The organism is Lactobacillus sp. M0396 (genome assembly GCF_016101625.1).
GTDB lineage: Bacteria > Bacillota > Bacilli > Lactobacillales > Lactobacillaceae > Lactobacillus > Lactobacillus huangpiensis.
This window is the reverse complement of sequence record NZ_JACFQE010000001.1, coordinates 89,457-109,341: the sequence shown is the minus strand read 5'-3', so window position 1 is coordinate 109,341 and position 19,885 is coordinate 89,457. Positions and strand designations below refer to the sequence as shown.

Genomic DNA, 19,885 nt, shown 5'->3' with positions numbered 1-19,885 from the left:
ATCATCACCTTTGTTAAAGAATGAACTTAGTTAAATCTTTATTTGTTATTATATCACTAAGTTTTTCATTAACGTATGCTTCAGTCACCGTAATTTCGCCCATAGACATATCTGGACCTTCATACAAAACATCTTCCAGTAACTTCTCAAGAATTGTTGACAATCTTCTGGCACCAATGTTATCAGTTCCCTGGTTTACGTCATATGCAATTTGAGCAATTCGATCAACTGCTTCTTGCGTAAAGACTAATTTGATTCCGTCAGCTTTCATCAAGGCTACATATTGTTCTAAAAGTGAATCTTCAGGATCCTTGAGAATCTTAACAAAATCGTCTTTTGTTAAAGCATTGAGTTCTACTCTAATTGGAAAACGACCTTGCAGTTCAGGAATTAAATCACTCGGCTTGGATTCAGAAAATGCTCCAGCGGCAATAAAGAGAATGTGGTCAGTTGCTACTGGACCATATTTAGTTTGAACAGTAGAGCCCTCTACAATTGGCAAAATATCTCTTTGCACGCCTTCACGTGATACTTCACCAGAAGTTTTCTTATTGCCAGCAGTAATTTTATCAATTTCATCAATAAAAATAATACCGTTGTTTGCCGTACGCTCAATAGCTTTTTGATAAAGAGAGTCATAATCAATCAACTTGCGAGACTCTTGTTGAATTAAAACTTCACGTGCGTCTTTTACTTCCAGTGTACGCTTAATTTTCTTTTTAGGAACCAAATCGTTAAGCATCGAACTCATATCGATTCCCATTTGGCCCATCATATCACCCATTGGATTGACTTTAGGAGCTTGCTCAACATTGATAGTGACCTCTCGATTTTCAAGCAGGCCTTTGTTTAACTGCTCAGATACTGTAAGACGCTGATTGCGGACATCATCGGTTATTTCTTCCTGGTCTGCGTCAGAAGACTGATCATTGTTCTGACCTCCTGACATGAGCATTGACATCATATCTTGCCATTCCTGCATCTGATTTTTTCTTTTGTCCTGCTTGATTCCGGGAACAAGCAAACGTACTAAAATTTTATTGGCTTCTTTAGTTGCTTGAGTGCGAACACGGTCAAATTGATCTTTTTCTTCCATGCGCACTGCTTCATTTACCAAATCGCGTACCATTGATTCAACGTCACGACCAACATAACCAACTTCAGTAAATTTTGTAGCTTCCACTTTTACAAATGGCGCATTAACAATCGCTGCTAATCTTCTGGCAATTTCGGTTTTACCAACACCTGTGGGGCCTGCCATTAACAGGTTTTTAGGTGTGATATCTTCCTGCATTTTTTTTGGCAGCTGCATTCTGCGATAACGATTATAAAGGGCCACAGCAACTGCTTTTTTTGCTTCATCTTGACCTATAATGTATTCATTAAGTAAATTAACAATTTGCTTTGGTGTTTTTGTTTCCATATTATTTATCTGCCTCGTTTTTTACAATTCGTCAGTGATAATCTGATTATCAGTAAAAATATCAATTCCGGACGCTATTTCAACAGCTTCATGAGCAATTTCGCTGGCACTCATATTGGAGGAATGTCTGGTCATTGCTATTGCTGCAGCCTGCGCAAAGTTTCCACCAGAACCAATTGCAACTACATTTTCATCTGGTTCAAGCACTTCACCATTGCCAGAAATTAATAAAAGATCTTTTTCATTAAAAGCAATAAGCATTGCTTCCAGTTTTTGCAGGGTGGCATCTTTGCGCCAAGCTTGAGCCATTTCCACAGCAGCTCTGCGCAAGTCACCCCCAAATGCTTCCAGTTTACCTTCAAGCATATCTTGCAAACTGACTGCATCGGCTACGCCTCCCGCAAAACCAATTACTACTTGATCGTGATAAATTCGTCTAATCTTTTTAGCGGTAGATTTTGCAATTACTTTTTCACCCAGCGTTACCTGTCCATCGCCAGCAATTGCGGTTTTACCATTAAATTTTACTGAACATATTGTTGTCATTTTTTTGCCTCATCTTTCTTATCATTGCGAGTGAAGTATTTTTCATAATTTGCCTGTAAGTGGCTCATAGTCACGTGAGTATATATTTGTGTGGTAGATAAATTGTCATGACCCAAAAGTTCCTGTACACTGCGTAAATCTGCTCCATTATTCAACATTGCCGTAGCAAATGAATGTCGCAATTCGTGCGGGTGTACCTTACCATTAATGCCAGCCTTATTAAAAACCCTTTGCATAATATACTCGATGCCACGTTCTGTTAATGGTTTGCCTTTATTATTTAAAAAGACATAATCTGAACTGTCATCATCTTTTACAAGTTGATCGCGACTGTTTTCCAAATAATTAACTAACGCGCCTTTAGTTTTATCATCAAACGCAACGTACCTGTCTTTATTACCTTTACCGTGTACCAGAATTATCTTTAAATCTAAATCTATTTGCTTTCTTGTTAAGTTGCTTACTTCGCTAACCCTCATCCCAGTAGTATAAAACAATTCAATTAATGCTAAATTACGTAAAGTCAAGGGTTCATTTCCACTTAAAGAGTCAAATACCTGCTTCATTTCTGGTGCATAAAAAAACTGGGGTAACTTTCGTTCTTTAGTGCGCAAAACAATTGTTTGCGTTGGATCTATTTTAACAATTTTTCGTCTAGTTAAAAAGTGATAAAACGACCTGAGGCTAGACATTTTACGCGACTGCGTCGAGCGCGCCAATTTGCGTTCTGTTAAGTTTTGTAAAAAAATTTCAACATCACGTCTATTTATTTTTGACCAGCCAGTAAAGCCGCCATTTTTCTGCCAAAATCTCTTAGCCTCAAGCAAATCAGTTTGATACGACAGTATTGTTTTGGGACTATATTGACGTTCAATACGCAAATATGAGGTAAACAGCTTTATCAGTTCGTCTTTTTCAGTATCCATCTTAATTCAGCACTTCTTTTTGAAATTCCTTAAGACATTCTAGACCGCGTTGGCTGATTTTTAAGTGGCGCTCTTTCTTGTTGCGCACTTTAGAACCTTCAAGTCCCGGAATTAATGCAAAACTGGCATTCATAGGTTGAAAATGCTTAATGTCAGCAGTAGTTACGTAATTAGCCATTGATCCTAAAGCTGTTTGTTTAGGAAAAGCAACCGGTTCTTGTCCAATTGCTCTTCTAGCAGCGTTAATCCCTGAAACCAAACCACTGCCAGCACTTTCAACATATCCTTCGACTCCAGTCACTTGTCCTGCAAAGAATAGACCTGGTTGCTTTTTTGCTTCATATGTGGCAGATAATACAGCTGGAGAAGCCATATACGTGTTGCGGTGCATTTTGCCATATCTGATAAAACGGGCATGAGCCAAGCCAGGAATCATAGAAAAAACACGTTTTTGTTCACCATACTTTAGGTGGGTCTGAAAACCAACAATGTTATACATTGAAGCTACGGCATTATCTTGTCTAAGCTGAACAACAGCGTAGGGAGTTTTTCCAGTGACAGGATTTTCCAATCCTACTGGTTTAAGTGGACCAAAAAGCATAGTTTTCATACCTCTTTCAGCCATAACTTCAATCGGCATACAGCCCTCAAAAACATCACTGTTTTCAAAGCTGTGAACTTCTGCAGTCTTCGCACTAACCAATTCCCGGGCAAATCTTTCATATTCTTCCTTTGTCATAGGACAATTTAGATATGCAGCTTCACCTTTGTCATATCGAGATTTTTTATAGACGATATCCATATCAATCGAATCAGCCGCAATTATAGGTGCCGCTGCATCAAAAAAATGCAGGCTTTCATTGCCTGAAAACTTTTGTATCTCTTCGGCCAGTTTGTCACTCGTCAAGGGACCAGTAGCAATAATTGCAATACAATCTTGCGGAATCTGTGTAATCTCTTCATTATGAAAATTAATATTTGACATTGCGTGAAGCTTACTGGTCACAAAATCACTGAATTGCTCTCTGTCAACAGCTAATGCTCCACCAGCAGGTACCTGGGAATGATCAGCAGCTGCCATAATAAGCGAATCAAGCTGACGCATTTCTTCTTTTAATAAACCTACAGCATTAGATAACTGATTTGAACGCATTGAGTTTGTGCACACCAATTCAGCTAGCTTGTCTGTTTTATGCGCCGGGGTCATTTTTTTAGGTCGCATTTCGTAAAAATCGACAGCGATTCCACGCTTTGCTAGTTGCCAGGCTGCCTCACTTCCGGCCAGGCCGCCACCAATTACAGATACTCTTTCAGGCATATGATCATATTCCTTTACTAAAAATATTTTACTTTTTTACTTTATATACAAGAATATCATCAAATCATGAATGATCTGATGATATTAACATAAATTTAACTTTCTACAGTATCTTTTTCAGCACTTGTTTCTTCTTTATAGTCGCCATTTGGACAAAGAACAACAGGTCCTTTTTTATTTCTTTTTTCAACTAGAAAATGGCCACAGTTAGGACAATTTCGGTTAATAGGCTTGTCCCAAGAAACAAAGTCACAATCAGGATAACGTGAACAGCCATAAAACTTGCGGTTACGCTTTGATTTTTTCTCAATCACGTCACCTTTGCCACACTTCGGACAAATAACGCCAACCTTTTTTACAATTGCCTTTGTATTGCGACAATCTGGGAAACGTGAGCAGGCGTAAAATTTACCATAGCGTCCCATTTTAATGACCATGGGTGCACCACAAATATCACAATTGAAACCGGCAGGCTCATCTTTAATTTGCACCTTTTTGATATCAGCATCGGCTTTATCCAGTTCTTTTTTAAAGGGATGGTAATAATCATCAATCACTTTGACCCAATTTTTCTTGCCCTCTTCAATTCCGTCAAGATCATTTTCCAGTTGCGCTGTAAAGTCGATGTTGACAATATCAGGGAAAAATTTTTCGATCAAATTATCGACAATTTCGCCTAGCTCTGTAGGCACAATAGATTTACCATCTAATTTAACGTAGTAGCGTCGCTGGATAGTATCAATTGTCGGTGCATAGGTTGAAGGACGACCAACACCATTTTCCTCTAATGAATGAACTAAGCTGGCTTCAGTATATCTTGCAGGTGGCATAGTGAAATGCTGCTTATTATCAGACTTGGCTAACTTAACTTTATCTCCCTCGTTTAATTCAGGTAATTCGACATTTTTTTCCTGTTGATTATCATAAACTTTTGTAAACCCGGCAAATTTCATTTTTGAGCCTGTAGTTCTGAATACTACTCCATTTTGCGTAATGTCTGCTCTTACTGTGTCATAAACAGCCGGAGTCATTTCACTGGCTAAAAATCTGGACCAAATCAATTTATACAAACGATATTGTTCAGTAGTTAAAACAGATTTGAGAGACTCTGGAGTTCGATAAACACTGGTTGGTCTAATAGCTTCATGTGCATCTTGTGCATCCTCTTGGTTTTTGAAATGGCGTGCTCCTTTAGCGGCATATTCTTTGCCATAATTTTCATTTAAAAACTTAGAGGCTTCTGCTTGTGCGATTGGGGATGTCCGTTTAGAATCAGTTCTCATATAGGTAATCAAACCGACTGTACCCTGTTTACCCAGACTAATACCCTCATAAAGCTGCTGGGCAATGCTCATTGTTCTTCTAGTACGATAATTCAGACGTTTATTTGCTTCCTGTTGCATTGTCGAAGTTGTAAAGGGAGCTGCTGGTTGACGCCTGCGCTCACGTTTAATGACATTTTCAACTGCGAAACTCTTCTTTTTATCAATTTTAGCCAGGATCTTTTGGACAGAATCATTATCAGGCAAATCAGTTTTCTTGCCATTAATACCCCAAAACTGACCATTAAAAGTCTTTTTTAGTTTTTTAAATTCCGCGTCAATTGTCCAATATTCCTGTGGCTTAAAGTTCTTAATTTCCTTTTCGCGATCAATTACCAACTTTAATGCGACTGACTGAACACGTCCAGCACTCAATCCCTTTTTCACTTTTTCCCATAAAATTGGAGATAGTGAATAACCAACAATTCTGTCCAGAATACGGCGAGCTTGTTGAGCATTGACAGTGTCCATATCAATTGTTCTCGGATTTTTAAAGCTATTTTTGACAGCGTCTTTTGTTACCTCATTAAATGTAACCCGATTTTTGTCTTTTTGATCCAAATCAAGTACATGAGCAACATGCCAAGCAATTGCTTCACCTTCACGATCCGGGTCAGACGCTAAATATACATCCTTAGCTTTTTTAGCCTCAGACTTTAGTTCCTTAATAGTGTCGCCTTTACCTCTAATAGAAATATATTTTGGCTTATAGTTATTGTCAAAATCGATTCCCATTTGTGACTTTGGCAAGTCACGAATATGACCCTTTGAAGCAATTACACGGTAATTACGTCCTAAATATTTTTCAATTGTTTTAGCCTTAGCCGGAGACTCAACTATTACTAGTGTCTTCTTACGTTTCTTTGGCTTTGATTTAGTAGGCATCAAAAGCCTCCTCATTAAATTCTTTTTTAAATACTCATTGAGAATAGAATATTTAACTGCTAATTGTCAAATCTTTCAAGTCGCAAATCAAAATCAGTGATTGGATAAGCACCTGCTTGAATAAGTTCATTGGGTCCTTGAGACAGCTCACTGGTAATTGGACCAGGTAAAGCATAAATGTCACGATTCTCTTGTAAAGCTAAGTTTGCTGTAATCAGAGAACCCGATTTTTGTTTAGCTTCAGTAACAATTACACTTTCAGCTATTCCAGCCAAAATTCTGTTTCGTTGGGGAAATCTATAAGGTCTTGGTGGAGTGTCAGGTAGATATTCACTCACTAGTAAGCCTTTTTGAGCAATTTTTTCCTGCACCTGTTGATTTATCGAAGGATAAAAATAATTTAAACCATTACCCACCACTGCAATTGTTTGTCCATTAAATTTCAGTGCCGCCTTATGTGCCATAACATCGACACCCTTAGCCAATCCACTGGCAATAATAAAGTCATCTTTTATTAATTTGGGCACAATTTTGTTCAAAACTAAGCCACTGTAACCAGTGGCTTGACGTGAACCTACAATTGTAACAATTCTTTTCTGAAGTAATTTCAGATTTCCTTGTAAAAATAAAATTAAAGGTGGCTGATAAATTTGACGTAGTTTTTCGGGATATTCTGTATCAAAAAAACTGATAACCTGACATTGTTTCTCTATTCTTCTGATCATTTTATCCGCATAAATATCATTATAAGCATTTAGACAGACTTTTATCAAATTACTCGTCAAATTTAAGTTTTTAATAGTCTGAATGTCAACATCAGCAACTTTTAATTGACTAGCAACACGTAACATCTTAACATATCCGATGCCTTTTTGTAATTTCAAGCGCAAGAGAAAACTGGTAGTCTTCATAAAAAACCTCCTAAATACAAATACGTAAAAAGGAGGCATATTTTTTATTTATAAAAAGAATTCACTGGTGCAAAAGTTTTACGATGAATTGGCGTTGGACCAAATTTTTCAAGTGCTTGAAGATGAGCTTGAGTGCCATAGCCAGCATTTTCATCAAAATGATATTCAGGGTAAATTTTAGCGTAGTCCGCCATCAATTTATCCCTGAATACTTTGGCAACAATTGAAGCAGCAGCAATAGAATTGGATTTTGAGTCACCCTTTATTAATCGGACCTGGGGCAATTTAACTGGTACTTGCATAGCATCAACCAGCAAAGCGTCAGGTTTGACGTCTAAATTCTTTACAGCTTCAGCCATTGCTAAACGGTCTGCTTCATAAATATTTATTTTATCAATTACTTGCGGACTTTTTATGCCAATTGCCACACTAACTGCTTCCTTTAAAATTAAAGGATATAGATCCTGACGGCGCTTGACACTTAATTTTTTAGAGTCATTGACATCTGTCAAATCAAAATTGTCATCAATAATTACAGCAGCTGTCACAACAGGACCAGCTAATGGTCCTCTGCCAACTTCATCTACCCCTGCAACGATCTCCTGTTTGGCCCAAAAAGTTTTCTCATAAACAAACCTTTTTGTAAATGCAGCCTTTTTCTTGGCTAATTTTTGCTGGCGATTATGGTAACTAAGTAAGAGTTTTTGGACACCTACACGAGTATCGTTTTCTAAAATACTCAAATCTTCTGGATTGACCGGGCCTTTTGAAAGAATTTTTTTTATTTCACCAATTGTCATATCCGATCCAAAGTAATCCTTCCTATTTTTCCTTTACGTAAACGTTGCAGTAAGTACATAGAGAAACGATCATAATCGTCACGCATGCCATATTCTTCAGTCAGTGCCAATAACAAATCGGTATCATTAATATGTTCAATTTCATCTTTAGTAGTTCGGGCAAATTTGATTAAATCATTCAAATAGTGCTTGCGTAACTTTGCTAATAAAAATAAGGCAACATCATCAGCGCTAAAAACAGTATCTTTAATTGCCCCAAGCGCAGCAAGCTTTAATCCAACTGTTTGATCCTCAAATTTAGGCCACAAAATGCCAGGTGTATCTAAAATTTGAATATTATCCGCAGTTTTGAGCCAATTTTGCCCCTTGGTTACTCCCGGTTTATTACCAACCTGAGTGACATTGCGACCAACAAGACGATTAATAATTGTGGACTTGCCGCAATTGGGGATACCAGCAATCGCAACTCTGATAACAGGGCTTGATGCACCTTTTTGTTTTAATTTATTTATTTTAGCTTCAGCAGCTTTTTTAATCATCTTCACTAACACTTGCATGTTAGTATTATGAAGAGAATCCATGGCCATAACAAACTTGCCATTAGTCGTATATTTCTTTTGCCACCTTTTAGTCATAACCGGATCAGCCAAATCAGCTTTATTCAGAATAATCAAATGTGGCTTACTGCCTACAAGTTTTTCGATCATTGGGTTACGTGATGATTGAGGAATTCGTGCATCTAAAACTTCTACAATGACATCAATTAAATTCATTTTATCCTCAAGCTGATTCCGAGCCTTATTCATATGCCCGGGATACCACTGAATATTAACCATTTTTTGCCTTTCTTACACCAAAAGGGCTCCATATCACTTGGGAGCCCTAGTTTAATACGTCATCTTTTCACGGTACATTTGATAAGCTTTATCAAAAATACTCATGCTTGGCAGGTAACCACCATTAAGTTCAAGATAATCTGATAGTTTTTCATAATTCTGCTCTTGCTTGGGAAAAGTCTGATCATTTTGTGCATTATTTGCAAACTGCGCAACTTCATCATTTGAATCAGCATTACGCTGTGTCATTAAATAGCGATAAAAGCTTTCTCTATATGCCAATTTTTACTCCGTGTAATACAAAACTGCGTATGCTCCCATCCCTGCATGCGTTGCAATAATAGGACTGGTTTCTCGCACTAAAACATCGATTTTAGAATTAATATCTTTAATTTTTTGGGCAAAATCGAGTAGCTTTTGCGGTGTGCTGCCCGTTGCAACGTATGAGATACCGACTTCCTTGATTTTTTCTTTGTTGGCCTCAATTTCATCTAAAATGCGTTTATCAAAAGCTAAAGAAAACTTTTTGCCTCTGCCTTTTTTTGCAATTTTCAAATGACCATTCGGCATTTGCAATTCAATGTGTATATTAAGCATGTTGACAATTTTACCAGCTAAAGGACCTAGGCGTCCACCTTTAACCACATTTTCTAAATTGACAATAAGTAAATGCAAACGCTGAGTTTTTTTAATTTTTTCAATATGAGCCAAAATTTCAGGAATACTTTTGCCAGCGGCAATATCTCGTGCAGCTGCCAAAACCTGAAATCCTTCAGAACGATCAGTTAATTCTGAGTCAACTATATGCACCAGATCTGATTTACCGGTTAGCTTAACTGCCTGACGAGCTGCATCAATCGTGCCGCTTAATACCTTCGCCAAAAATATGCCAATGACTTCGCTACCATCTTTAGTCAATTCATTAATCGTATCAACCATGGTTCCTATAGGTGGTTGGCTCGTAGTTGGCAACTTTTTAGATTCACTCATTTTTTGGACAAATTGCTGTCTGGTTATTTCCACTCCGTCAAGATAGGTATCACCATCGATTGTGACCGATAAAGGCACAACGGTAATATGATATTTTTTAATTTCTTCCGGCGTTAACTGCGCGGAAGAATCAGTCAAAATTTTTATTTCTGACAACGTACTCGCCCTCAATTCTGATTTGATGTTCTCATTTATGATAGAATGTGAACTGTATTAATTATAAATTATTATAGCAAAAAAACTAGCAAAAAAAAGAAAGCGAACAAACTGTTTCATGATGAAATTGCAAAAAATCTGGCAAGAACCTGAACAAAGATCCAAAACTTATTACATAGTAGATAATATACTCAGTGCTGTCACGCACGGAATTGGTTTTTGCCTGGCAGTTGCCGGATTAGTACTTTTAATTATCAAAGCTGTTTCAACACATAGTCCATTAAGAATAGTTACTTTCACTATTTACGGCTCTTGTTTGCTTCTGCTTTATCTTTTCTCTACGCTTTTTCATAGTCTCATCTTCACTCGGGCTCGCAATGTTTTTCAAATTTTTGATCATTCATCAATTTTTTTGCTGATTGCAGGATCGTATACTCCCTTTTCCCTTGTAGCAATAGGTGGCAAATGGGGCATAATGCTATTTACTCTGGTCTGGATAATCGCGATATTTGGCATCATCTACTACATTTTTAATCGTGGCAAACACGTTATATTAGACACTATTTTATACGTTGCTATGGGCTGGCTCGTGATTTTAGCCGGTAACTATTTGTATGTGCGACTCAGCCCCGTTGGATTTTGGCTACTAGTTAGCGGAGGTGTAGCTTATACTGTTGGTGCACTTTTGTACACAATGAAAAGGATCCCCTTTATTCATGTGATTTGGCACCTGTTTGTTATTTTAGGATCAACTTTAATGTTTTTTTCTGTTCTGCTTTACGTCTAGTTTAATTTATTTGCTGCAAATAATCCTGGATTTCATCCTCAGAATTATCTAACTCTCCTGAAATTACCTTTTGTTTAATTTGATTAAGAATTTGACCCAATTTTGGTCCAGGCTTTATGCCGTTTGCAATTAAGAATTGCCCGTCAATAGCCAATTCTGACATTGACTTAATTGGCAAAGCTGTGTAACGATCAACCAGTGCTTCAGAATTGATCGGCTGTCCTAAAATATGCGCCACGTCTATTGTGTTAAGCAAAATATCTTTGCCGGCATTAAACAGCTCAAGATCAGAAGGCGATTTTTCAGAAATCAAATCAAACAGAGCCACAATTTTTTTGACTTTTTCTGTCATAGCATTTGAATTTTTCCAATCACGCATAAAGCGGGCTATTTGGTTATCTGAAATTTTTAACAAAATAATAATTATAGACCAAAGACTGGTTTCCAAACTTGGGTTAAATTTTAACTTAGGATAAATTGCCAGTAAATCACTTTTACCAGCAAAATCAGGCACGCTTTCGCTTAACTTCGTTTGTAAAAAGATTTTGAAGGCAGCTCGCGAATTTGTTCCAGTGCCCATCTTGACAAATTCATCACGGATTCTTTCGACAGAAATTTTGGACAGTAATTGATGTAAATTACTTACTGCTTCTTTAGTCTGAGATTCAAGGTCAAAATTAAGCTGGCTCATAAAGCGTACCGCTCTCATCATACGCAAAGCATCTTCATGAAATCTTTTCATAGGATCTCCTACGGCTTTAATAAGATGTTTTTGCAAATCCCCCAAGCCATTGAAAAGATCAATTATTTCCCCTGTTCTGTTCATTGCCAATGCATTGATGGTAAAATCACGTCTTTTTAAATCTTCAGCTAGATTTTGTACAAAAGTGACATGATCCGGTCGGCGAAAGTCTTGATAACCCGATTCTGTTCTAAATGTGGTAATTTCATAACTAGCGCCATCATTTAAAACAGTAACAGTACCATGTTTAATTCCTGTATCAATTGTTTTTGGAAAAATTCTTTTTACTTCTGCGGGATATGCACTGGTAGCAATATCTATGTCGTGAATTGGTCTTTTTAAAATCAAATCGCGAATCGATCCTCCTACAAAATATGCTTCATAACCAGCTTGCTCTAACTGCTTGAGCACGGGAAAAGCGGCTGTAAAAATTGGTGGTAAATTGTCTATTTTTATCATTATTATCTCAACTCATTTATCTGTGTTTTTATTTTTAATTTATGGTAATTTTAAAGTATCAATTTATATAAAGAAAGTTTTATTATCATGAAAAAGATTAACAAAAGAAATATTTTTGAACTTATAATGATCATGATTGGCTGTGGAATTTATGGCTTCAGCCTTGACGTGGTATCTGCACCAAATAGGCTTACAGATGGTGGCATTAGTGGCATTACTTTGCTTTTGAGACACTTCTGGGGCATTAACATGGGTTTGTCGTCTTTGCTATTAAATATTCCTTTGATAATTCTAGGATATCGTTTTATGGGTAAAAGACTTTTAGCCTATACTATCTGGGGAACGCTTTGGCTGTCATTTTTCTTGTGGTTCTGGTGCTTAACCCCTATTATATATCAATTGAACTTAGAACACGACCTCTTCTTATCTGCCATACTTGCTGGAACCCTTTCTGGTATTGGCCTGGGTTTAGTTTTTCGGTATAATGGCACTTCTGGTGGCACAGATATTATTGCCCGCATTATGCAAATGAAGTATGGCATGTCTTCTGGCAAAGTTTTATTGTTCTGCGACACGATTATTTTATTATCATCCTTATCATATTTAGACCTCAAGCATATTATGTATACTTTAGTAGCAGCATTTATTCTTTCTAAAGTTATGGATGCCGTCCAGCAAGGAGCCTATTCTGCACGTGGTTTGCTTATTATCTCTGATAATTATCAACAAATTGCTAAAATGATGGATTTAAAATTAGATCGTGGCTTTACTTATCTTGAAGCTCGCGGTGGTTATAAAAAAACCAAACGGCCTGTAATCTATCTTGTTGTCTCACCAAGAGAAATTCCATTAGTAAAAGAATTGATTGCTGCAGAAGATCCTCATGCTTTTGTTAGCGTTATCGAAGTCCATGAAGTCTTAGGAGAGGGTTTTACTTATAAACAAAAAAGCCATCACCTTTTGATTAGAAAATGATTCTTAACATCAAGCTAATTTGGTGAGAGCTGATAAAAACAACAGGGTAATAAATCAAATTTGATTTATTACCCTGTTAAACTTATAAATAATAAAAATGAAGCGTAAAAACTTTCTTTTTCATCAAAGTATATATTGTTTTAATCATTATAACAATTCATTATTCAACTCCTGCATTTCAGTATCCTCAGGTTCGAGTTTCAAATAAGAGTTTAATAATTCTTTGACGATATCTTTTGAGTTTGGCTCAGTATTGAAGAAACGAATCATTTGTTTTAAAAAAGCACTATTATTCTTAAATTCAGGATAAGCCAGTAAAAATTCACTTTTGGCTTTTGCGCTCTGATCTAAATTTTGGTAAGAAAGAGCTAAATTCCAGTGAACTTGAGCTTCCAGATCCTCATCATCAACTTTGGCAAAAAGTGCAATATTTTCATCATTTTTATTTTCTTTAACATAAAAATTAGACAACTGTGTGCGTAAATCTAAACTTTCAGGAATATTTTTAATACCTTTTTTTAGCAAGTTTTCAGCAGTATCCAATTCGTTCAATTTAACTGCTGCCTGCGCACCCTTTTTGTACAAAACAGGATCTAACTCATTGTATGCAATACCTGCCTGAGCAGAACGTAATTCCTGCTCATTATTGTTTTTATGCTCGTAAGCTGTAGTAAGTAAACGGTATGCATTTACATAATCGGGGCTCTGATCAATTACTTCATTCAAATATTTAATTGCCTGATCGTCTTTGTTCAATGCTAACATGACTAATGCAGCCTGATATTTACTATCAATGTCAAGAATATCATTGCCATTTTTGGCAATAACTTCGCCGGCCTCTTCATACCGTCCTAATTTTGCAAGGGTTTGAAAAAGACGATCGTTTAAATTTACTTCACTAAAAGTTTTATGTCGTTTTATCAAATCTTGATATCTGTTAAGAGCCTGTTCGTAGTTACCACTGAGATAATCGAGTTCAGCCAAACCGAACTTTACAACATCCTCATCTGGGGCAATTTTTTCTGCCTCTAGCAGTTTTTTATAGGCTGTTTCAATCAACCCATTGGTTTGATAATAATCAGCTTGAACTAATAAGCTGTCAAGATAAGAGGAAGAATCAGGAGCAATATTATAAAGCAGAGTAAGACCATCTTCATCTTTACCGTCATTTAATAAAATCTCTGCTAAATATATTTTGAAAATGTCCTCTCGGGGAAAACGAGCAATTAAACTGCGATATATTTCTTTCGCCAGATCTGAAAAACCCAATCCTACTAGATTTTCTGCCAATGAGGCTAATATTTCAGGTTTATCCTTTTCTAAAGCTTTTTCTAATAATATTTTTTCTTGAGAAAAATCCTGCTGCTCAATTGCATCAAGAAGCTTTTCAGAGTAGCTCATTCTCATTCCTCCATTACTAACTATCTATATTACCCAACTTAATCAGTTTAAATGATAACACACAAAAAGATGATGGCGAATTAGCCACCATCTTTTTAGATAAAACTATTAAGCTATTTAACAGCTTCTTTAAGAGCTTTACCGGGTCTAAATGCTGGTACAACACTTGCTGGAATTTGAATTTCTTTGCCAGTTTGTGGATTACGTCCTTTACGGGCTGCACGCTTACGCACTTCAAAAGTTCCAAAACCAATCAATTGTACTTTCTTACCTTTAGAAAGGTCATCTTGGATAGAACTAAAAATTGCATCAACTGCTGCAGCTGCATCCTTTTTAGTTAATTTTGTCTTTGATGCAACTTCAGTGACTAATTCTGCCTTATTTGCCATTGGGAAATCACCTCCTGAAACTTGAATCTTATTTTAAGATTCCTAATTAATTCCTCAATTGAGAAACAAGGAATAAATGATTATTTAAATCACTATTTCCTTGATTTCAAAATAGCACAAAACCCCTGATACAACAAGCAATTTAAACTAAAAATGTGATTTTTATGCATTTGGTAGATACAAACTATTTTCTTTTTCGTGCAATTATCTTAATGGGGGTTCCATCAAAATCAAAATTTTCACGTAGCTGATTGATCAAAAAGCGTTGATAAGAAAAATGCATTAATTCAGGATCATTTACGAAAACTACAAATGTCGGCGGATTAGTAGATACCTGGGTCATATAATAAACTCGTAATCTCTTGCCTTTGATCATTGGTGTTGGAACCAATTTGCTTGCTTCTAATAATAAATCGTTTAATACACTGGACTTAATTCTTTGTTGTTGATTTCGATAAACTTTTTGTACTAGTTTCGGAATCTTTTCTATATTTTGACCAGTTTTAGCAGAAACAAACAAGATTGGAGCATAGTCAAGATACTGAAATTCAGTTCGAATAGTTTGTTCAAAGTCCTTGCCGCTATTACTGGTTTTCTTTGGTAAATCCCATTTATTGGCTAAAATAATGATGCCTCGCCCAGCATCATGAGCATATCCTGCAACATGTTTATCCTGCTCCCTAATGCCTGTACTTGCGTCAAGTACCAAACATACAACATTAGAATGCTCAATGGCACCCATTGCTCTCATTACAGAATATTTTTCAGTTTTTTCGTAAACTTTTCCTCTACGTCTTATGCCAGCAGTATCTACAATTCTGAATTTCGTGCCATCCTGGGTTTTAAATGGAGTATCGACTGCATCTCGGGTAGTTCCTTCTTCGTTATTTACGATCACTCTTTTTTCGCCTACTAGACGATTGACAATTGAGGATTTACCTACATTTGGTCGACCAATAACACTAAATGATATTTGCTCATTATTATTCAAGCTTATGTCTTTGGGCAAGCTGGCCACTATTTGATCCAGCAAATCTCCAATACCTGTACCATGCACACTCGAAATTGGAATCGGATCACCAAAACCTAAACTATAAAAGTCATAAATGTCCATACGCTGTTCAGGATTATCTGCTTTGTTAACCGCTAAAATTACCGGTTTTTTAGTTTGATAAAGCATCTGAGCTATGCGTTCATCGAGGTTAGTAACATGATTTGTAACATTAGTTAAAAATAGGATGACGTCGGCTTCTTCAATTGCTATTTCTGCCTGTGCTCTGATTTCTTCTTCAATATTACTATCTTCCCAGGTAATTCCACCAGTATCTATTAAATCAAATTTATGACCTAACCACTCAGCTGGAGCATAATTACGATCTCTGGTAACCCCAGGTTTATCTTCCACTATTGCTAAACGTTGATTAATAATACGGTTGAAAAGCGTTGATTTACCAACATTAGGCTGTCCTACAATTGCAACTACAGGTAAAACCATTTTTCAGCCTCCTTTTACAAATAAAAAAACCGACTCTAAAGTCGGCTTTTTTATTAAATTTAATGACGATCCTTTAATTGATCACCAATGATGTCACCTAAAGCAAAGCCACTGTCATCATTATTCATATACTTCTTGTTAACTGAATTGTGATTGTAAGAATTATGTGAGCGATTTCCCTCGCCATCAGAGTTCTTAGGTTCAGCAGCTTTCATAGAAAGTGAAATGCGACGTTCATTAGGGTCAATATTTAAAACTTTTACTTTAACTTTTTGACCAACTTTTAAAACATCACTAGGCTTGTCTACGTGTTTATATGATATTTCTGAAACATGAACTAAACCTTGAATACCATCAGCAACTTCAACAAAAGCTCCGAAGTTAGTTAAAGACTTAACTTCACCTTCAAATACATCGCCTTCATGTAAGTCAGCTGTAGCTTGTTCGAATGGAGAAGGTTCAGTTTGCTTAATTGAAAGGGAGATGCGATGTCTATCATCATCAATACCAATTACTTTAACTTTTACATCTTGACCTGCCTTTAAAACATCGCTTGGCTTGTCAACATGTTTATATGAAATCTCGGATATATGAACTAAACCGTCCACACCGCCTACATCAACAAAAGCACCAAAGTTAGTCAGACGAGAAACCTTACCTTCAACAACGTCACCCACAACTAATTGTGATGCAACATTATCAAAAGCTTCTTCACGTTCTTCTTCAATTAAGTCTTTGTGAGAGAGAATCAAACGGTTCTTACTTGGATCAATCTCCGTAATCTTGAGTTTCATCGTTTTACCAATGAATGGCTTAAGGTCTGAAACATAACGATTTGAAATCAATGAAGCAGGTAGAAATCCTCTTGTACCCACATCAACTAATAAACCGCCACGAACTGAAGAAGTTACTGTACCTTCAATTGTCTTGCCTTCTTCAAAGTCCTTTTGCAATTCATCGTAAGCTTCTCTTTCCTTTAAGCGAGTAACTGAGAAGAAAAATTCACCATTTTCTTTGTCACCGCCGGCTTTTCTTAAAACTAAAGCTTTAAGCTTATCTCCAGGCTTAACTGCCTCACGTAGGTCAACGTTGCGATCCGAAGTGTATTCACGACGAGGAATTACACCTTCAATACCGGCATTTTCAACACCAACATCGATTTGACCTTCTTCAACGTCTAATACTTCAACATCTACAATATCTCCGACCTCAACTCCTTGCATTTGCTTTAATGCATCTAAAAATTGATTACTGTTTTCTGACATTATTTACCTCCCAATATCATACTCTAATTTTAAATGAAAGTTTGATATTTTTCTACTGTTTTATACCCTTTTTTATAGTTTTTTTTGACTTTTTTTAATTTCTGATAAAATTACATTTACGACTTGATCAACACTCATAGAAGTAGTGTCTATTTCAATAGCATCTTGGGCTTTTTTTAATGGTGAAATTTTTCGGTGTGAGTCTTTGTAATCTCTCTCTGAAATGTCGTGCTCAATTTCTTCAAGAGACTGATTAGTTTTAATTCCTCTTTCTTTAAAATCTATCATTCTTCTTTCAGCGCGAGAGTGAACTGAAGCGACCAAAAATATTTTTACTGCAGCGTTGGGCAAAACAGTAGTTCCAATATCACGTCCATCCATCACAACGTTCATTTCGCCGGCCATTTGCCTTTGCAGACTGACCATTTTTTCCCTGATTCCGGCTAATGCCGAAACTTGAGAAACATTGGCAGAAATATCAGGAGTACGTATTTCTTGAGTAATATCTTTATTACCGGCATATATTTTTTGCTGACCATTTTTAAATCTAAATTCAATTTTTTCCTGGTCAATGGCAGTTAAAATACCTCTTTCATCGCCGTAATCAATGTTATTTTCTCGTGCAATCCAAGTCGAAGCCCGATACATTGCCCCAGTATCAATATATGTAAAATTAAGCTTATGGGCGATAATTTTTGCTACAGTACTTTTTCCAGCTGAAGCTGGACCATCAATTGCTATTTGCATTCCAATAAAAAAGGGACTTAAGTCCCTGTCCTTTCTAAATTATCTAATTCTTAAAGTTTGTCCTGTATCCACCTGGCTATTGGGATCAAGTTGATTCAACTCTGCCAATTGACTAACTGAAATGTTAAAGTGGCGGGCAATACTAGTCAAGGAATCCCCTTCTTGTACGACATATTGTTTAATCACAACATGTTTCTTTTTAGGCTTTTTTGGAGTTTTTTTAGATGATTTTGTCTTTGTTTTAGCCTTGGCTTTGGTTTCTTTACTTTTTACAGGCTGAACCTTAGCTTTTTTCTTAGTATCTTCCTTTTTGGCAGCTTTACGTACTTCAACTGCTTTTTCATTTGAACCATTGTTTGATGCCAATTTATGAACCACAGGAACAAGACCGATAAGAATAACTACAATCAGAATTATCAAAGCAATCCAGCCTTTTGATACGGAAGAATAAGTTTCTACTCTCGACTTTTTTGGACGCTTATAATGCTGATATGGCCCTTTTGAGTTATTATTCATCTGAAAAACCTCCTTACCTAACCTGTTTAATTTTAGCATATTTAACATTTAAGTGGACAAAAAAATCGGTCATTTACTAGACCGATTTACAATATTTTTAAGATTTAATTTTTAAGATTAAAATTTTTCCTTACAAAAGGTTTAAAAGTTCTCAGTACAGTTTCAAATAGTAAATAAACTACGACACCGTTGATTGTTCCTTTTAACAAGTTAAATGGAACTATAATGCCAAAAATGTATGCACTCATTGATGGAATATGTAGCAGTTTACCCAAGTAAACCTTTTCAGTAAAAGAAAGTAAACCAGAATATCCATGTATTGTCGGTAAATTAGGTACAGTAGTTACTGCATAAAAAGGCGTTAAAACCAATGCATTCAGTACAGAAAGTACAAATGCCATAGCTATAATACCGAGAACAATACCTAAAATTGGTTTTAAATATTTTTTAGAAAAATTTTTCTCATCCTTGCTAATATTCTTTGTTAAATAATAAAATGGTAAAGCAAAAGATATTGAAGCTAAAAAAGCTGCTGACTGTCCTACCAAACTAGGTAAAGCAAAGCCTTTATAAATTAAATTAATCAGCATTCTGACAAATGCAATAAAAATACCAGGTCCTGGTCCGAATAAAAATGTCCCAATTGTAATTACGACATCCGAGAAGTCAAACTTTAAGAAACTAGTTACCGGCAATGGTATTTCCAAAAGCATTAATACATAGGCAATTGTACCAATTAAAGTATAAGCCAAAATATTAACTAAATTGTTTCTGCTTTTTTTTTGCAAAATTCTTACCTCCAAAAAAACTCGGTCTGTTGCTCCTAGCAACAGACCGAGTAAAAGTAAGCTTTAGATCTTGGCTTTTAGTTTAGTCTGTCTTCTTTCATCTAGACTCTAACTATCGGTATCTCAATAGATTCCACCACTTTCGTGGGTCGTGGACTTACACCACCGGTCGGGACTTACACCCTGCCATGAAGACAACAAACTTATT

General features: G+C 36.2%; 20 protein-coding genes and 1 riboswitch. Of the genes, 2 read left to right on the top strand and 18 right to left on the bottom strand.

From position 1 onward, the window contains the following. Positions 1-13 precede the first annotated feature (13 nt). The 10 genes from hslU to H3T43_RS00480 all read right to left on the bottom strand — a co-directional run bounded on the left by hslU (position 14) and on the right by H3T43_RS00480 (position 10,113). Entirely contained in the window at positions 14-1,423 is a 1,410-nt protein-coding gene (gene hslU, locus H3T43_RS00525; protein WP_034979196.1) for an ATP-dependent protease ATPase subunit HslU, read from the bottom strand. A 21-nt stretch (positions 1,424-1,444) separates the two neighbouring features. Then, positions 1,445-1,969 carry an HslVU peptidase proteolytic subunit gene (hslV, locus tag H3T43_RS00520; RefSeq protein ID WP_045928061.1) on the bottom strand — a complete coding sequence of 175 codons (525 nt, stop codon included), beginning with the start codon at positions 1,967-1,969 and terminating at the stop codon, positions 1,445-1,447. Then, positions 1,966-2,895 carry a tyrosine recombinase XerC gene (xerC, locus tag H3T43_RS00515; RefSeq protein ID WP_198211791.1) on the bottom strand — a complete coding sequence of 310 codons (930 nt, stop codon included), beginning with the start codon at positions 2,893-2,895 and terminating at the stop codon, positions 1,966-1,968. The genes hslV and xerC overlap by 4 nt, the downstream gene beginning before the upstream one ends. 1 nt (position 2,896) lies before the next feature. Further along, positions 2,897-4,213, bottom strand: coding sequence for a methylenetetrahydrofolate--tRNA-(uracil(54)-C(5))-methyltransferase (FADH(2)-oxidizing) TrmFO (gene trmFO, locus H3T43_RS00510; protein ID WP_198211790.1), 1,317 nt, complete (start codon positions 4,211-4,213; stop codon positions 2,897-2,899). Positions 4,214-4,308: 95 nt separating this feature from the next. Beyond that, complete coding sequence (gene topA, locus H3T43_RS00505; protein ID WP_198211789.1) at positions 4,309-6,420, bottom strand: type I DNA topoisomerase; 2,112 nt, start codon at positions 6,418-6,420, stop codon at positions 4,309-4,311. Between the two features lie 59 nt (positions 6,421-6,479). Beyond that, a complete protein-coding gene (dprA, locus tag H3T43_RS00500) occupies positions 6,480-7,331 on the bottom strand; it encodes a DNA-processing protein DprA (RefSeq protein ID WP_198211788.1) in 852 nt (283 codons plus the stop codon). 44 nt (positions 7,332-7,375) lie between these two features. Continuing rightward, positions 7,376-8,131: a ribonuclease HII gene (locus tag H3T43_RS00495; protein ID WP_198211787.1), complete on the bottom strand. Its 756-nt coding sequence runs from the start codon at positions 8,129-8,131 to the stop codon at positions 7,376-7,378. Then, complete coding sequence (ylqF, locus tag H3T43_RS00490) at positions 8,128-8,967, bottom strand: ribosome biogenesis GTPase YlqF (RefSeq protein WP_198211786.1); 840 nt, start codon at positions 8,965-8,967, stop codon at positions 8,128-8,130. Before ylqF ends, H3T43_RS00495 begins: the two co-directional genes overlap by 4 nt. A gap of 51 nt (positions 8,968-9,018) precedes the next feature. Then, entirely contained in the window at positions 9,019-9,249 is a 231-nt protein-coding gene (locus H3T43_RS00485; protein WP_034979215.1) for a YozE family protein, read from the bottom strand. A 3-nt stretch (positions 9,250-9,252) separates the two neighbouring features. Then, complete coding sequence (locus H3T43_RS00480) at positions 9,253-10,113, bottom strand: DegV family protein (protein ID WP_034979218.1); 861 nt, start codon at positions 10,111-10,113, stop codon at positions 9,253-9,255. A 121-nt stretch (positions 10,114-10,234) separates the two neighbouring features. On the opposite strand from H3T43_RS00480, the gene H3T43_RS00475 reads away from it, so the two are divergent. After that, the gene (locus H3T43_RS00475; RefSeq protein WP_198212339.1) at positions 10,235-10,900 is read left to right on the top strand and encodes a hemolysin III family protein; all 666 of its coding nucleotides are present in this window, start codon (positions 10,235-10,237) and stop codon (positions 10,898-10,900) included. A gap of 1 nt (position 10,901) precedes the next feature. Here H3T43_RS00475 and H3T43_RS00470 read toward each other — a convergent pair whose 3' ends face one another. After that, positions 10,902-12,101, bottom strand: a complete 1,200-nt coding sequence (locus H3T43_RS00470; protein WP_198211785.1) for a CCA tRNA nucleotidyltransferase — start codon at positions 12,099-12,101, stop codon at positions 10,902-10,904. 87 nt (positions 12,102-12,188) lie between these two features. Between H3T43_RS00470 and H3T43_RS00465 the strand changes: the two genes are divergently transcribed. Further along, positions 12,189-13,076, top strand: a complete 888-nt coding sequence (locus H3T43_RS00465; protein ID WP_198211784.1) for a YitT family protein — start codon at positions 12,189-12,191, stop codon at positions 13,074-13,076. A gap of 147 nt (positions 13,077-13,223) precedes the next feature. Here the strand turns inward: H3T43_RS00465 and H3T43_RS00460 are convergent, their stop codons facing one another. The 7 genes from H3T43_RS00460 to H3T43_RS00430 form a co-directional block, all read right to left on the bottom strand. Then, positions 13,224-14,477 carry a tetratricopeptide repeat protein gene (locus H3T43_RS00460; protein WP_198211783.1) on the bottom strand — a complete coding sequence of 418 codons (1,254 nt, stop codon included), beginning with the start codon at positions 14,475-14,477 and terminating at the stop codon, positions 13,224-13,226. 113 nt (positions 14,478-14,590) lie between these two features. Then, positions 14,591-14,866 carry an HU family DNA-binding protein gene (locus tag H3T43_RS00455; protein WP_034979230.1) on the bottom strand — a complete coding sequence of 92 codons (276 nt, stop codon included), beginning with the start codon at positions 14,864-14,866 and terminating at the stop codon, positions 14,591-14,593. A gap of 184 nt (positions 14,867-15,050) precedes the next feature. Continuing rightward, positions 15,051-16,361: a ribosome biogenesis GTPase Der gene (gene der, locus H3T43_RS00450; RefSeq protein WP_198211782.1), complete on the bottom strand. Its 1,311-nt coding sequence runs from the start codon at positions 16,359-16,361 to the stop codon at positions 15,051-15,053. A gap of 59 nt (positions 16,362-16,420) precedes the next feature. Then, positions 16,421-17,626 carry a 30S ribosomal protein S1 gene (gene rpsA / locus H3T43_RS00445; protein ID WP_045928051.1) on the bottom strand — a complete coding sequence of 402 codons (1,206 nt, stop codon included), beginning with the start codon at positions 17,624-17,626 and terminating at the stop codon, positions 16,421-16,423. 72 nt (positions 17,627-17,698) lie between these two features. Further along, on the bottom strand, positions 17,699-18,373 hold the full coding sequence (cmk, locus tag H3T43_RS00440) for a (d)CMP kinase (RefSeq protein WP_198211781.1): 675 nt from the start codon (positions 18,371-18,373) through the stop codon (positions 17,699-17,701). Positions 18,374-18,412: 39 nt separating this feature from the next. Beyond that, complete coding sequence (locus H3T43_RS00435; protein WP_198211780.1) at positions 18,413-18,889, bottom strand: LysM domain-containing protein; 477 nt, start codon at positions 18,887-18,889, stop codon at positions 18,413-18,415. A 104-nt stretch (positions 18,890-18,993) separates the two neighbouring features. Then, entirely contained in the window at positions 18,994-19,680 is a 687-nt protein-coding gene (locus H3T43_RS00430; RefSeq protein WP_034979471.1) for an ECF transporter S component, read from the bottom strand. Between the two features lie 82 nt (positions 19,681-19,762). Next, positions 19,763-19,877: riboswitch (FMN riboswitch) on the bottom strand. Positions 19,878-19,885 lie beyond the last annotated feature (8 nt).